The organism is Planomonospora antibiotica (assembly GCF_014647955.1).
GTDB lineage: Bacteria > Actinomycetota > Actinomycetes > Streptosporangiales > Streptosporangiaceae > Planomonospora > Planomonospora parontospora.
Genome location: NZ_BMQE01000039.1, coordinates 18,596 through 32,603, shown reverse-complemented (window position 1 = coordinate 32,603; position 14,008 = coordinate 18,596). Strand labels below are relative to the sequence as shown.

Annotated in this window: 13 protein-coding genes; 5 read left to right on the top strand and 8 right to left on the bottom strand. The window is 74.6% G+C overall.

Annotation, left to right across the window (positions count from 1 at the left end; all coding sequences use genetic code 11):
• Positions 1 to 17: 17 nt before the first annotated feature.
• Positions 18 to 272, bottom strand: coding sequence for a hypothetical protein (locus tag IEZ06_RS27230; protein ID WP_189239531.1), 255 nt, complete (start codon positions 270 to 272; stop codon positions 18 to 20).
• Between the two features lie 147 nt (positions 273 to 419).
• Here IEZ06_RS27230 and IEZ06_RS27225 point away from each other — a divergent pair, with 147 nt between their 5' ends.
• Entirely contained in the window at positions 420 to 614 is a 195-nt protein-coding gene (locus IEZ06_RS27225) for a DUF6203 family protein (RefSeq protein WP_189239530.1), read from the top strand.
• A gap of 108 nt (positions 615 to 722) precedes the next feature.
• Here the strand turns inward: IEZ06_RS27225 and IEZ06_RS27220 are convergent, their stop codons facing one another.
• Positions 723 to 1,703, bottom strand: a complete 981-nt coding sequence (locus IEZ06_RS27220) for a helix-turn-helix transcriptional regulator (RefSeq protein ID WP_189239529.1) — start codon at positions 1,701 to 1,703, stop codon at positions 723 to 725.
• 95 nt (positions 1,704 to 1,798) lie between these two features.
• On the opposite strand from IEZ06_RS27220, the gene IEZ06_RS27215 reads away from it, so the two are divergent.
• On the top strand, positions 1,799 to 2,224 hold the full coding sequence (locus IEZ06_RS27215; RefSeq protein ID WP_189239528.1) for a VOC family protein: 426 nt from the start codon (positions 1,799 to 1,801) through the stop codon (positions 2,222 to 2,224).
• Between the two features lie 169 nt (positions 2,225 to 2,393).
• Here the strand turns inward: IEZ06_RS27215 and IEZ06_RS27210 are convergent, their stop codons facing one another.
• Complete coding sequence (locus IEZ06_RS27210; protein ID WP_189239527.1) at positions 2,394 to 2,771, bottom strand: DUF952 domain-containing protein; 378 nt, start codon at positions 2,769 to 2,771, stop codon at positions 2,394 to 2,396.
• Positions 2,768 to 3,331, bottom strand: coding sequence for a GNAT family N-acetyltransferase (locus IEZ06_RS27205; RefSeq protein WP_189239526.1), 564 nt, complete (start codon positions 3,329 to 3,331; stop codon positions 2,768 to 2,770). The genes IEZ06_RS27210 and IEZ06_RS27205 overlap by 4 nt, the downstream gene beginning before the upstream one ends.
• A 174-nt stretch (positions 3,332 to 3,505) precedes the next feature.
• Here IEZ06_RS27205 and IEZ06_RS27200 point away from each other — a divergent pair, with 174 nt between their 5' ends.
• Complete coding sequence (locus IEZ06_RS27200; protein WP_189239525.1) at positions 3,506 to 4,462, top strand: radical SAM protein; 957 nt, start codon at positions 3,506 to 3,508, stop codon at positions 4,460 to 4,462.
• A gap of 148 nt (positions 4,463 to 4,610) precedes the next feature.
• Here IEZ06_RS27200 and IEZ06_RS27195 read toward each other — a convergent pair whose 3' ends face one another.
• The 4 genes from IEZ06_RS27195 to recD2 form a co-directional block, all read right to left on the bottom strand.
• The gene (locus tag IEZ06_RS27195) at positions 4,611 to 5,816 is read right to left on the bottom strand and encodes a L,D-transpeptidase (RefSeq protein ID WP_229798757.1); all 1,206 of its coding nucleotides are present in this window, start codon (positions 5,814 to 5,816) and stop codon (positions 4,611 to 4,613) included.
• A gap of 225 nt (positions 5,817 to 6,041) precedes the next feature.
• Positions 6,042 to 6,725 carry a DJ-1/PfpI family protein gene (locus IEZ06_RS27190; RefSeq protein ID WP_229798755.1) on the bottom strand — a complete coding sequence of 228 codons (684 nt, stop codon included), beginning with the start codon at positions 6,723 to 6,725 and terminating at the stop codon, positions 6,042 to 6,044.
• Positions 6,722 to 7,693: a GlxA family transcriptional regulator gene (locus IEZ06_RS27185; RefSeq protein ID WP_189239523.1), complete on the bottom strand. Its 972-nt coding sequence runs from the start codon at positions 7,691 to 7,693 to the stop codon at positions 6,722 to 6,724. The genes IEZ06_RS27190 and IEZ06_RS27185 overlap by 4 nt, the downstream gene beginning before the upstream one ends.
• A gap of 151 nt (positions 7,694 to 7,844) precedes the next feature.
• Positions 7,845 to 10,064: an SF1B family DNA helicase RecD2 gene (recD2, locus tag IEZ06_RS27180; protein ID WP_189239522.1), complete on the bottom strand. Its 2,220-nt coding sequence runs from the start codon at positions 10,062 to 10,064 to the stop codon at positions 7,845 to 7,847.
• 181 nt (positions 10,065 to 10,245) lie between these two features.
• Here recD2 and IEZ06_RS27175 point away from each other — a divergent pair, with 181 nt between their 5' ends.
• Positions 10,246 to 11,433, top strand: coding sequence for an NAD(P)/FAD-dependent oxidoreductase (locus IEZ06_RS27175; RefSeq protein ID WP_203872264.1), 1,188 nt, complete (start codon positions 10,246 to 10,248; stop codon positions 11,431 to 11,433).
• Between the two features lie 162 nt (positions 11,434 to 11,595).
• Positions 11,596 to 13,977, top strand: a complete 2,382-nt coding sequence (locus IEZ06_RS27170; protein WP_189239520.1) for a HelD family protein — start codon at positions 11,596 to 11,598, stop codon at positions 13,975 to 13,977.
• Positions 13,978 to 14,008 lie beyond the last annotated feature (31 nt).

The window sequence follows — 14,008 nt, the reverse complement described above, 5'->3', positions numbered from 1 at the left end:
CCGGGCGAGGGGTCCGGTCAGCGGATCTTCTTGACGAAGCGGCTGGCCGCGCGGTGGCTCATGCCGGTCTCGCCGCGCACCATGAAGACCGCCTGGTCGAACTGGCCGGTGGTTTTGAGTTCGCGGACCTGTTCGACCAGTTCGGGGCTGAGGGTGCTGCCGAGCAGGGCGTTGCGGGGCCGCTGGGCCAGCCGTACGGCCAGCAGGATCAGGCCGATGACCAGCGCTGCGAACAGCGCGGTCAGCAGGATGATGGAGAGCGTGTCGGTCATGGGGGCGCGGTCTCGCTTTCTCGGTGTCGATCGGTCTTACACCGGCCTATTCAATCCCGGTCGCCGCTGCGGCGGTAGCCGGTCGAGGGGGTGCCGCCGCGCGGGGTGGGCGCGCATGCGGGCGGCCGGGTCGGGCAGGGGGCGGTGATGAGGAGATTGGTGAAGATCGTGGCCACGCGGTGGCTGGCGCGTACTCCGCTGGGGCTGGCCGTGCTGGGTGCGGGCTGGCTGCTGGGGCGGCGCAGGAGGCGGCGGGCGGCGCAGGCCGGCCCGGTGCGGGGTTCCGGTGTGCGGCGGGCGGGCCGGCGGGCGGTCGGGGATCGGGCCCGTGCGCGCCGGTGAGGTGCGCTGCGGCGGCGGGCGGGCCGGCGGCGTGTCGATGCCGGCCTCCGGTGGGCTGCGCACCGGGGTGGGCGCTGGGGCCGCTGCCGCCTCTGTCGGCTGCCCCGGTCACGCGGTGGGCCTGGCTGCGGTCTCGGTGAATCTGCGGGCCAGGTGCGTGAAGGCGTGGGTGAGTTCGCAGGGGCCGACGACTTCGATGTCGGCGTCGTAGCGGGCGATGGCGGCGGCGAGGCCGGGCCAGGACCAGGAGCCGAGGGTGAGCTTGCAGCGGTCGGGGCCGATCTCCTCGATGATGCCGTCGCGGGTGTAGAGGGCGGCGGTGGCGGCGGGCAGGTCGAGGATGACGGTGCCTCGGCAGGGCCAGCGGCCGGAGGCGTCGGCGGAGCCTCGGAACCGGCTGGTGACGAAGGCGGCCACGTCGCCTCCGGGCAGCGACCTGGGGGTGAAGCGGGGTCCGTTGGGGGTGCGCGGCGTGATCCGGTCGGCGCGGAAGGTGCGCCAGTCCTGGCGGTCGAGATCCCAGGCGATGAGGTACCAGCGTCCGTCCCAGGTGATGAGGTGGTGCGGTTCGGCGTGGCGTGGGGGCTCGTCCGCGGTCCCGGTGCCGTAGTCGAATCGCAGGGTCTCGTGGGCGTGGACGGCGGCGCTGATCGTGAGCAGCGCGGCGCCGTCGACGGGTGCGGCCGGGCGGTCGGCGGGTCGTTCGACGGCGGTGACCTGCAGCGCGTTGACGCGGTTGCGGAGCCGGGCGGGCATGACCTGGCGCAGGGTGTTCAGGGCTCGCGCGGCGGGTTCGGCGAGGCCGTTGCCCTCGGTGGTGGCGGTGATCTGCAGGGCGGCGGTGAGGGCGACGGCCTGTTCGTCGTCGAACAGCAGGGGCGGTAGTTCGGTGCCGGCGCTGAGCCGGTAGCCGCCGTCGGGGCCTTTGGCGGCGGTGATGGGGTAGCCGAGCTCGCGGAGCCGGTCGACGTCGCGGCGCACGGTGCGCAGGCTGACGTCGAGGCGGTCGGCCAGCAACGTGCCGGGCCAGTCGCGGCGGGTCTGCAGCAGCGACAGCAGGGCCAGCAGCCGGGCGGAGGTTTTCGGCATGAATGTGATTCTGCCCGAGGTAGGTGACACATCCTGGCACCTGCTGCTGCGAGTTTCGGTCCTGCAACCGGAAAACCTGATTCGACGGAGCCGTCATGAGCATCACCACTGCCGTTCACCTGAACTTCCAGGACAGCGCCCGCGCGGCGCTGGAGTTCTACCAGTCCGTCTTCGGCGGCCGCCTCGTCGCGTTCACCAACGCCGACGCCGGGAGCGTGCGGCACCCGGCCGACGCCGGCCGGGTCTCGTGGGGCGAGGTCCGGGCCGACAACGGCTTCCACGTCATGGCCTACGACGTGCGCGAGGAGCAGGGTTACGACGCCGGTGACCGGGCGTTCTTCGTCTCGGTCCGCGGCAGGGACGCCGACGAGATCACCGCCTACTGGAAGGGCCTGTCCGACGGCGCCACCGTCGTCGAAGACCTCGGCCCGGCCGGCTGGTCCCCGCTCTACGGCATGCTCAAGGACCGTTTCGGCGTCACCTGGGTCCTCGACGTCGCCGCCGGGGACGACGCCGGCTGATCCGCCGCGCGGGTGCACGGCCCGGCCCGCTCGGGAGAGAGCAGCCGTGACGGCGCGTCTCGACCTGCGGGCGCTCAACCGGGTGACCCTGGTCCGCCGGCTCCTGTTCGACGGGGATCGGTTTCCTGCCGCTGGTTTCCGTGCTCGGCCTCACCGGAGGCCTGGGGTGTCAGCAGAGGGTGAACGGGGTGGCCGAGATCACGGCGAAGACGGGGATCGGCCCGTAGACGTGCGGGAAGGTCTCCGTGGCGGCGGGAGCGGGGCCGGCGGGGGCCTCCATGCGGACGTCGAGGCCCCGGGGGTCGACGGTGAGCAGGGTGAGCGGTTCGGTGACCGTGCGGTAGAACCGGTCGGCGACGCCGTCCAGCTGGGCGCGGTCGGCGCAGGCGTGGATGAAGCCCTCCTGCTCCAGGGTCCGGCCCAGCGTGGAGACGCGGTACTCCCCCGTGGTGCGGGCGGCCTGCCAGTCGGCGCTCAGGGCCAGGTGCAGGATGACTTCGGGGACGGCCGCCCGGCTGCCCCCGGGGTCGTGCGCGGCGCCGTTCATCGCGTCGCCTGCCGCCAGTCGCGCTGCAGGATCGCGTAGACCAGCTCGTCGGTCCACTCGCCCTTGACCCACTCGTTCTCCACCAGGTGGGCCTCGCGCCGCATGCCCAGGCGTTCCAGCAGGCGGGCCGAGGCGGTGTTGCGGCCGTCCAGGCGGGCGGTGACGCGGTGCAGGTCCAGTCCGTCGAAGGCGAGTTCGAGCAGGGCGCGGGCGGCTTCGGTGGCGTAGCCGCGGCCGTGGTGGTCGGGGTGGAAGACGTAGCCGATCTCGCCGGAGCGGTGGACGCGGCTGTGCCAGAACAGCAGGGCGTCGCCGGCCAGTTCACCGGTGGCGGCGACCTCCACCGCCAGGGACAGGGCCTGGCCTTCGTCGAGCAGCGCGGTCTGGCCGGTCTTGATCTCCAGGGCCTCGCGGACCTGCTCGCGGTCGCGGGGTCCCCAGTACAGGTAGCGGGTGACGTCGGGCAGCGACTGGACGGCGTGCAGGGCGTCCAGGTCGCCGGGGGTGAAGGGGCGTAGCAGGAGGCGCTCGGTGCGGATCGGGTAGGCGGGTTTCAGCACTCCGCCAGCCTAGGACACGCGGCGCGGGAACGAGCGGCTCGCGCCGGGCCGACGCCGGGCCGACGCCGGGCCGGGGCGGGGTCGGGGCGGGCCTCGCCGGCGCGGTGGCGCGCGGGGCCGGCTCCGCGGTGAACCGGTTGCGGCCGGAGTCGAAAGCGTGTTCCACTGGGCCGTATGGGATGGGACTCCCCTGCGCTGGTGGCCGAGGCGCCCGACACCCGGCCGCGGATCGAGCGCACCGCGGTGAGGCGGGTCCATGGCACGCTGACCTGCTACGAGGTGCGGGCCCGCACCGCGCTGGAGGCCGTGCCCGGCGGCTGGGCGGTGAACCCGTACCGCGGGTGCGTGCAGGCGTGCCGCTACTGCCCGGCGCGGCGGGGGCACCGTTACCTGGGCCTGGACTCGGGCGCCGACTTCGATTCGCGGATCGTGGTGCGCACCGACATCGTGCGGCGGCTCCGGGCCGACCTGGCCCGCAGGTGGGACGGGGCGCCGGTCGCGGTGGGCCTGACCGGTGACTGCTACCAGCACGCCGAGGAGCTCTACCGGCTGATGCCCGGGGTGGTGGCCGCGCTGGCCGAGGCGGGGGCGGCGTTCACGGTGCGCACGAAGAGCCCGCTGGTGCTGCGCGACGCCGCCGTGCTGGCCGGGGCGGCCGGGGCGGGTGTGGCGGTGTCGGTGGCGTTCGTCGACGACCAGGTGCGCCGGGAGGTCGAGCCGGGGGCGCCCAGCGCGCAGAAGCGCCTGGAGCTGGTGGCGGCGCTGGCCGAGCACGGGGTGGTGTGCGGGGTGGCGATGGCGCCGGTCCTGCCGCTGCTGACCGACTCCCCCGATCAGCTGGCCGCCACCGTGCGCCGGATCGCCGCCGCGGGAGCGGTGAGCCTGGAGCCGCAGGTGCTGCGCCTGCCGCCGGGGGCCCGGGAGTGGTACATGTCGTGGCTGGCCGAGCGGCATCCGGGGCTGGTGGCCCGCTACGGGGAGCTGTACGGCGGGGGTGCCGAGGTGGAGGCGGGTTACGCGGCGCGGGTGGCCGGTCAGGTGGAGGCGCTGGCCGCCCGGTACGGCCTGGCCGTGGGCCCGCCCGCGGGCAGGCCGGCGGTGGCGGCGGCGCGGCAGCTGTCGCTCCTCTGAAGAGCGCTCGTCCGGGACCCGGGGCGGCGGGCGGGACCGTCCGGCGCGCCGGCGGGCGTGCGCGGCGCGTGCGCGGCTCCGTGTACGGCTCGCGTGCGCGCCGGCGGCGGGAACGTCCCGGCCGTGCCGCCGCCGGCGGCACGGCCGGCTAGGACAGGGCGCTGCCCTTCTTCCACTCCTTGAACGACAGCTGCCAGTAGCTCCAGCCGTTGTTCCACTCGACCTCGCGGTCGGTGCCCTTGATGGTGATCACGTCCCCGCGCTGGGCGTTCTCGTAGAACCACTTGGCCTGGTCGGGGCGGGCGTTGATGCAGCCGTGGCTGACGTTGCGCCGGCCCTGGGCCCAGACGTTGTCCTTGGCGTGGACGTACTCGCCGCTGTTGGAGAACCGGACGGCATGGTTGATCATGACGTCGTAGTACTCCGGGTGGCCCTTGGGGAAGCCCGGGGAGATCATCCGCTCGGGGTTGGACTTGCCCATCACCAGGTGGACGCCGCTGGTGGTGGTGTAGGCGCGGGTGGTGGCCATGCCGGCGCTGATCAGCATCTTCTTGACGATCTTGCCGTCCCGCCTGACGATCATGTTCTTCTTGCGGGTGTCGACGGTCGAGACCTGGGCGGCGCCGATGCGGATGGTCTTGGTCAGGTCCTTGGTGCCGTACATCTCCTTGCCGCCCTGCACTCCTTCGAGGCGGGCGGTGAAGGTCACCTTCTGGTGGGCCTTCCAGAACTTGGCGGTGCGGTAGATCACCGTGGTGTCGTCGATCCACCGCCATGCGCCCTCGACGGGGTGCTCGGCCTCGACCTGCAGGGCCCGTTCGACGTTGGCCTTGCCCGCCTTGGAGGGGATGGGGTGGTTGAACCTGACGATGATCGGCGCCCCCACGCCGACCTTCTCCCCCTTGACCGCGGGGGTCACGTCCGCCACGGCCAGTTCGATCTTCGGCTTGAGCGTGGTGAAGGAGCTGCTGGCGGTGACCCCGCCCGCGGCGGTCGCCGAGACGGTGTAGTCGCTGGCGGGCTTGAGCGGCGTCGTGGAGACCCACTTGCCGCGGGAGGCGTCGAACTCGCCTTCGAGCTGCTCGCCGCCGCTTTCCACGGTGACCTGCTCGAGGGGCCCGCCGGCGGCGGTGACGACCACTTTCTTGTCCGGGCGGACGGTGTCGCTGCCCTCGGCGGGGCTGATCTTTATGACCGGCGCGGCCGGGGTGGCCTGCGCGTTGCCGGCGCCGGCGTCCTTGCGGTCCGCCACCGGCGCCGTCTCGGCCGATCCGCTGGAGCAGGAGGCGACGAGCACGGCCGTGGCCGCCGCGGCCAGTCCGGCCAGCGGCGTCCTGAGTCGTCGTGATCCCACGTTCAACACAACCCCATCCCCCATACGGCAGCAAACTGCGTCTAAAAACACTAATAGGAGATGCGTGCGGGGTGCGCAGGGTTCAGCCCGAAAGTGTCACATTTAGGTAACATTCAAAGGTCAGGCGGCCATTGACCTGGAGTCACCGGCTCATCAAGATGAATCCGGCTCCGTATGCCCACCGGCGGCCCGCCTTCCCGCCGCCCTTCCGGGAGGCCCGGCCGTTCAGCCGATCAGGCTCATGGCCTTCTCGGCCAGGCCGGCCGGGGCCGTCCTGGCCGAGCCGCTGTCGAAGGGCGGGGCCGGGTCGTACTCGATGGCCAGTTGCACGGCGCGGGCCGTCTCCTCGCCGCTCATCCGGGCCAGCAGGGTCAGGGCCATGTCGATGCCGGAGGAGACGCCCGCCGCGGTCACGATCCTGCCGTCCACGACCACGCGCTCGCTCACCGGTTCGGCGCCGAAGCCCGCCAGGTGCTCCAGCCATCCCCAGTGGGTGGTGGCCCTCCTGCCCTTCAGCAGGCCGGCGGCGCCTAGCAGGAACGAGCCGCTGCACACCGAGGCCGTCCAGCGGGTGCGTTCGTGGGCGCGGGCGATCCAGCCGACCAGGGCCTCGTCGGCCAGCGCCTCGGCGGTCCCGGGTCCTCCGGGCACGATGATCACGTCCGGGTCCGGCAGGTCGGCGTAGGACGCCGCGGCCGTCAGGGCGAGGCTGCCGCGGTCGTCGGCGACGGGACCCGGCCGGGCCGCGGCGAAGGTGACCGTGCAGCCGGGCGCGAAGGCCAGCACCGTGTACGGCCCGACGGCGTCCAGGGCGGTGAAGCGCGGGTAGAGCGGGATGGCGACCCGCAGGCCGGAGCGCTGCGCGGCGGGCTCTGCGGGGCGGCCGGAGGGGTGCGGTGAAGGGTTCACGGTCGGTTCTCCTCGGAGTGGAAGCGGCGGCGGTAGTCGCCGGGTGAGACGCGCCAGTGCCGGCGGAAGACCCGGTAGAGGGTCTCGGGCGCACCGAGCCCGGACTCCCTGGCCACCCGGTCCAGCGGATGGCCGGTGACCTCCAGCAGCCGCCGGGCGGCGTCGGCCCGGCTGCGCTCGACGTAGCGGCCGGGCGGCAGGCCGGTCTGCTCGGTGAACAGGCGGGAGAAGTGGCGCTCGCTCATCCCCGCGCGCCGCGCCAGGGCCGGCACGCTCAGGTTCCCGGCGGGGTTGGCGTCGATGAACGCCTGCACCTCCCGCAGCGGCTCGCTGCGCGGGGTGAGGGCGTTCAGCTGGGTGCTGAACTGGCTCTGCCCGCCGGGCCGGTGCAGGTACACCACCAGCCCGCACGCGACGTCGCGGGCGAGGGCGTGGCCGTGGTCGTCGGCCACGAGGGCCAGAGCGAGGTCCACCCCCGCGCTGACCCCGGCCGAAGTCCACACGTCGCCGTCCCTGACGTAGATCGGGTCGACGTCCACCCGCACGTCCGGGTACCGCTCGGCCAGGTCGCCGGCCATCAGCCAGTGCGTGGTCGCGCGCCGGCCGCCGAGCAGCCCGGCCTCGGCCAGGACGAACGCCCCGGTGCAGACCGACGCGACCCTGCGGGCGCCGGAGGCCAGCCGCGCGACCTGACCGGGCAGCTCCGGGTCGCGCGACCGCTCCGACGCCGGCAGCCCGCCGGTGACCAGCAGCGTGTCGATCGGCCCTTCGACGTCGGCGAGCGCCGCCTGCGCGGTGACCTCGATCCCGTTCTGCGCCCGTACGGCTCCCGCGCGGGCGGCGGCCACCTCCACGCGGTAGCCCTGCCCGCGCGTCAGCAGGTCCGCGACGGCGAACACGTCGGCCGGGCCGGCCAGGTCGAGCAGCTGGAAGCCGTCGAAGACGACGAGGACGACGCGTCGGTGCATGCCCTCATGCTGGCCAGCGGGGCGCCGCGGCGTCAACGACACAGGTATTGCAGATTGCGCCATGCCGCTTCTCCGCGGGGCGTCTCGCGGGGATCCGCGGGGCGTCTTCCGGGCAGGAGCAGCGGGACCGGGGCGGCCCGGCGGGCCCCGGTCAGCCCTGGCGGAGCCGGTGGGTCAGGCTGGTGTGGCGGCGCCCGGCGCCGCGGGTGCGCACCGCCTGGCCCAGCGCCCGGCGTGAGCCGACGATGACGACGAGCTTCTTGGCGCGGGTGATCGCGGTGTAGAGCAGGTTGCGCTGGAGCATCATCCACGCGCTGGTGGCCAGCGGGATCACCACCGCGGGGTACTCGCTGCCCTGGGAGCGGTGGATGGAGACCGCGTAGGCGTGGGCGAGCTCGTCGAGCTCGTCGAAGGAGTACTCGACCTCCTCGTCCTCGTCGGTGCGCACCAGCAGTTTGTGGTCGTCGGGCCGGATGTCGGTGACCACTCCGACGGTGCCGTTGAACACCCCGGCGGCGCCCTTGTCGTAGTTGTTGCGCAGCTGGGTGACCTTGTCGCCGATGCGGAACACCCGCCCGCCGTAGCGGCGCTCGGGCATGCCCTCGCGGGCCGGGGTGAGCGCCTCCTGCAGCACGGTGTTGAGGTTGCCGGCGCCGGCCGCGCCGCGGTGCATCGGCGCCAGCACCTGCACGTCGCGGCGGGCGTTCAGGCCGAACCTGCGCGGGATGCGGTTGGCGACCACGTCGACGGTCAGCGCCGCGATCTCCTCCGGTTCCTCGCACGGGAACAGGAAGAAGTCCTTCATGCCCTCCAGTGCGGGCATCAGGCCGGTGTTGACCCGGTGGGCGTTGGTGACCACGCCCGACTCCTGGGCCTGGCGGAAGATGTGGGTCAGCCGTACCCGCGGGATCTCCTCCTCGGCGGCCAGCAGGTCGCGCAGGACCTCCCCGGCGCCGACCGACGGCAGCTGGTCGACGTCGCCGACGAACAGCAGGTGCGCGCCGGGCGCGACGGCCTTGACCAGCTTGTTGGCCAGCAGCAGGTCGAGCATGGAGGCCTCGTCGACGACGACCAGGTCGGCGTCGATCGGGTTGTCGCGGTCGAAGGTGGCGTCCCCGCCGGGGCGCAGCTGCAGCAGCCGGTGCACGGTGGTCGCCTCGTGGCCGGTCAGCTCCGCCAGGCGCTTGGCGGCCCGGCCGGTGGGCGCGGCCAGGATCACCTTGGCCTTCTTCGCGCGGGCCAGGGTGACGATGGAGCGCACCGTGAAGCTCTTGCCGCAGCCCGGGCCGCCGGTCAGCACCGCGACCTTCTCGCACAGCGCCAGCCGTACCGCCTTCTCCTGCTCGGCGGCCAGATCCGCGCCGGTACGGCCGCGCAGCCACTGCAGGGCCACCGGCCAGTCGACGTCGGCGAAGACGCCCAGCCGGTCGTGGCCTGCGCCCAGCAGCGCCCGCAGCGAGCGGGCCAGCGACAGCTCCGCGCGGTGGAACGGCACCAGGTAGACCGCGGGGATCGTCACGTCGCCCGCGGGCAGCTCCTCGCGGACCACGCCTTCTTCGGCGACCAGTTCCTCCAGGCACTGCGCGGTCAGCTCGGCGGGCACGTCGAGGATCTTGACGGCGTCGCCGATCAGGTTGGGCGCCGGCAGGTAGCAGTGGCCGTCGTCGGCCGCCTGCGACAGGGTGTAGCGCAGGCCCGCCTTGACCCGCTCGGGGCTGTCGTGGGGGATGCCGACGGCCTGGGCGATGGTGTCGGCGGTCTTGAAGCCGATGCCCCACACGTCGTCGGCCAGCCGGTACGGCTCGCTCCTGACGACCTCGATGGAGCGGTCGCCGTACTGCTTGAAGATGCGCACCGCGATGGAGGTGGACACCCCGACCCCCTGCAGGAAGATCATCACCTCTTTGATGATCTTCTGTTCCTCCCAGGCGGCCGCGATCATCTTGGTGCGCTTGGGGCCCAGGCCGGGGACCTCGACCAGGCGCTCGGGGGTGGTCTCGATGACGTCCAGGGTCGCGGTGCCGAAGTGGCCGACGATCCGCTCGGCCATCTTCGGCCCGATGCCCTTGATCAGCCCGGAGCCGAGGTAGCGCTGGATGCCCTGGACGGTGGCGGGCAGCACCGTGGTGTAGGACCACACCTCGAACTGGCGGCCGTAGCGCGGGTGCGAGCCCCACCGGCCGGTCAGCCGCAGGGACTCGCCCACCTGCGCGCCCAGCAGCGGGCCCACCACGGTCAGCAGCTCCGACCCCGACCGCTCGGTGGCCACCCGGGCGATGGTGTAGCCGGTCTCCTCGTTGGCATAGGTGATGCGCTCCAGCACCGCCTCCAGCACGGTGCCGGGGGGACGCTGCGCCTCCGCAGTGGTCATGGCGGGTATTGTGCCGCAGATCCCCGACAACCTCTCTCTCCCGGCGCCGCGGCCCCGGACGGATCCCCGGACGGCTCCGGCCGTCCCGGGCCCTTCCGGTGCCGGTCCCGCGGAGCGGGAGCGGCCGGGCGGTGAAGATCCCCGGACGGCGCGGGCGGGCGCGGGCGGGTTTCGCCGGGGCGTGGCGTGGCAGACCACCTGGGTGAGAGGTGCGGCGGACGGCGTATGGGACCTGGTGGTCGTCGGGGCGGGCCCCGCGGGCTCGGCGGCGGCATTGCGGGCCAGGCAGCTGCGCCCCGACGCGCGGGTGCTGCTGCTGGACCGCGAGGACTTCCCCCGCGACAAGGCCTGCGGCGACGGCATCGCCGCCCACGGCCGCGACGAGCTCGTCCGGCTCGGCCTGCCCGGCCTGATCGACGACCACCGGCCGACGCGGCGCCTGGAGGTGGTCTCCCCGGGCGGCGAGCGCGTCCACGCGACCGTCGCCCGGCCCAACCACGTCGTGCCCCGCCGCGTCTTCGACGCCCGCCTGGTGGAGGCGGCCCGGGCCCGCGGGGTCGAGGTGCGCCGCCACCGGGTGCGGGCGCTGGCCGAGCGCGGCTCGCACGTGGTCGTCGACGGGGCCTTCGCCGCCCGCGCCGTCGTCGCCGCCGACGGGGCCAACTCGACCGTGCGGCGCCTCATCGGCCTGCCGGCCACCCCCGAGCGGCACACCGCGATCGCGGTGCGCGGTTACGCCGACGTGCCGGCCGGCGACGACGTCCAGCTCATCGCCATGCAGCGGGAGGGCTGGCCGGCCTACGCCTGGTCGTTCCCGGTCGGCGACGGCAGCGCCAACGTCGGCTTCGGGATGCTCCTGCCCCGGTTGCGGGCCTGCGACCTGCCCGGCCGCCGGGTCCTGCACGGCCGGCTCGCCGAGCTGCTGCCCCACCTGCCCGCCCGGGACCTGCGGGCCCACCACCTGCCGCTGTCGTGCGGGCGGCCGCGGCCCGGTGCGGGCCGGGTGATGCTCGCCGGCGACGCCGCCAGCCTCATCAACCCGCTGACCGGCGAGGGCATCTACTACGCGCTGCTGTCGGGCCGTCTGGCCGGGGAGGCGGCGGTGCGGGCGGCCGGCGACCCGCTGCCCGCCTACCGGCGTGCGCTGCGCGGGGCTCTGGGGCGCCATCTGCGCACCACCGACGTGCTGGCCCGCGCCGCCCGCTCCCCCGGTTTCATCGACGCGGCGATCGCCGTCGCCTCCCGGCGCCGGGAGGTGTTCGACCTGCTGGTGGAGGTGGGCCTGGGGGCGGGGACCGTACCGCCGCGGCTGGCGGGGGCGGTGGCCGGCCGCTGGCTGCTGGACGGGCTGCGGCTGCGCGGCCGCTGAGCACGGGAGGACCTGCCCGGAGCCGACCGGCGGGCAGGCCGGCCCTGCGGGTGCGGCGGCGGCGTACTGCGGCGCGCGGGCATGCGGAGAAGAAGGCGAGAGCGCTATACTCGATCGTCTTCACCCTGCAAGTAGGCTATCACACAGGAGTCTATCAAAGAGATGGGATCCCGTCAACCCGACCCCGCCCTCGCCGAAGCCCTGCTGACCGAGCAGACCCGCCTCACCGCCCTCTACGACCGCCTGGACGCCGTCCGCGAGCGGACCCGCGCCGCGCTCGCCGCCGCCCACGCCGGCGGCACGGCCGGCGGCACCCACCAGGCCCGCCTCGAACGCGACGTCTCCGCCGCCGAGCACGCCCGCCGCCTGGCGCAGCTGTCGGCCGTGGAGCACGGCCTGTGCTTCGGCCGCACCGACGACACCGAGGGCCGGACCCTCTACATCGGCCGGACCGGGCTGCGCGGCACCGACGGCGAGATCGTCCTGACCGACTGGCGCGCCCCCGCCGCCCGCCCCTTCTACACCGCCACGCCCGCCGACCCCGGCCCGCTGGTGCGCCGCCGCCACCTGCACACCCGCGAGCGCACCGTGGTCGGCCTCGACGACGAGGTCTTCGACCCAGACCGCCTCACCGAACCCGACCGGCGCACCCTCGTCGGCGAGGCCGCGCTCATGGCGGCGCTGCGGCGCGGCCGTACCGGCAGGATGAGCCAGGTGGTGGCGACCATCCAGGCCGAGCAGGACCGGGTGATCCGCTCCGGCCTGGCCGGAGCGCTGGTCGTCGAGGGCGGCCCCGGCACCGGCAAGACCGTCGCCGCGCTGCACCGCGCCGCCTACCTGCTCTACACCCACCGCGAGGTCCTGTCGCGGCGCGGCATCCTCGTCATCGGCCCCACCACCTTGTTCTCCCGCTACATCGGCCAGGTGCTGCCCTCCCTCGGCGAGACCGACGTGGTGGTGGCGACCGTGGGCGAGCTGCACCCCGGAGTGCGGACCGCCGCCGACGACCCGCCCGCCGCCGCCGTCGTCAAGGGCGACCTGCGCATGGCCGCCGTCGTCGCCGCCGCGATCGGTGACCGCCAGCGCCTGCCCGACGGCGACCTGGAGGTCACCTTCCCGGTACGGACCTCCCTGCGCGGCGGCGTCGAGGTCGTGGTCGAGGAGATGACCCTCCGCGCCTCCCGCGCCGTCTGCGCGGCCGCCCGCGACCGGGCCCGGCGCTCGGGCCGCCCGCACAACGTCGCCCGCCGGCTGTTCGTGCTGGACGTGCTGCGGGCGCTGGCCGCCGACGAGGCCGCCCGGCTGGACGCCCCCGCCGACGCCGAGGACCTGGCCTACGCCCGCAAGGTGCTGTGGAGCCGCCCCCAGGTGCGCGCCGCGCTGGACGCCCTGTGGCCCGACCTCACCCCCGAGCGGCTGGTCGGCGACCTGCTGTCCGACCCGGAGGCGCTGGAGCGGGCCGCGCCGCGGCTGTCGGCCGCCGAACGCGGCGCCCTGCTGCGCCCGCCCGGCTCGCCGTGGACGACCGGCGACGTCCCGCTGCTGGACGAGGCCGCCGAACTGCTGGGCGTCGACGACTCGGTGAGCCCGGCCGCCGAGCGGGCCGCCGCCGAGGCGCGGCGCAAGGAGGAGGCCTACGCCCGGGGCGTGCTGGAGTTCACCGGCCTGGCCGCCGACGAGATGATGGAGGCCGCGGCGCTGGCCGAGCGCCACCGCCCGGCCGGCCCGCACGTCACCACCGCCGAGCGGGCCGCCGCCGACCGCACGTGGGTCTACGGGCACGTCATCGTGGACGAGGCCCAGGAGCTGTCGGCGATGGCCTGGCGGACGGTGATGCGCCGCATCCCGGCCCGCTCCCTGACGGTCGTCGGCGATCTGGCGCAGACCGGCTCGGCCGCCGGGGCCCGCTCCTGGGGCGAGGTCCTCGACCCCTACGTCGCCGGCCGGTGGCGGGTGGAACGGCTGCAGGTCAACTACCGCACCCCGGCGGAGATCATGGAGGTCGCCGCCGACGTCCTGGCGGCGGTCGCGCCGGACCGGCGGCCACCGGAGTCGGTGCGGGCGGGCGGCGACCGGCCGCGCGCGGTGCGCGCCGGCATCGGGGAGCTGCCGGTCCTGGCAGAGCGGGAACTGGAGGCGATCGGCGAGGGCCGGCTGGCGGTCATCGTGCCCGCCGCCCGGCACGCCGAGGTCGCCACCGTCCTCGCCCGCGCGGGCTTGCCGGAGCCGGCCGCGCCCTCCGCCGCGCAGGCGGGCGCCCGGAACGGCGTCGAACCCCGGGCCCGGGCCGCGGGACCGCAGTCCGGCGCGCAGGACGGCGCCGGGCCCGACGTGCTGGACCGCCCCGTCGCGGTGCTGACGGCCACCACCGCCAAAGGGCTGGAGTTCGACGCGGTGATCGTGGTCGAGCCCGCCGAGATCCTGGCCGGCTCCCCCCGGGGCGGCCATGACCTGTACGTCGCCGTCACCCGCGCCACCCGCCGGCTGACCGTGCTCTTCGCCGGTGACCTCCCGCCGATGCTGTCGCGGCTGGCCCGGCGCTAACGTGGGCGGTCAGTGGTCCCAGTCGTCTCAC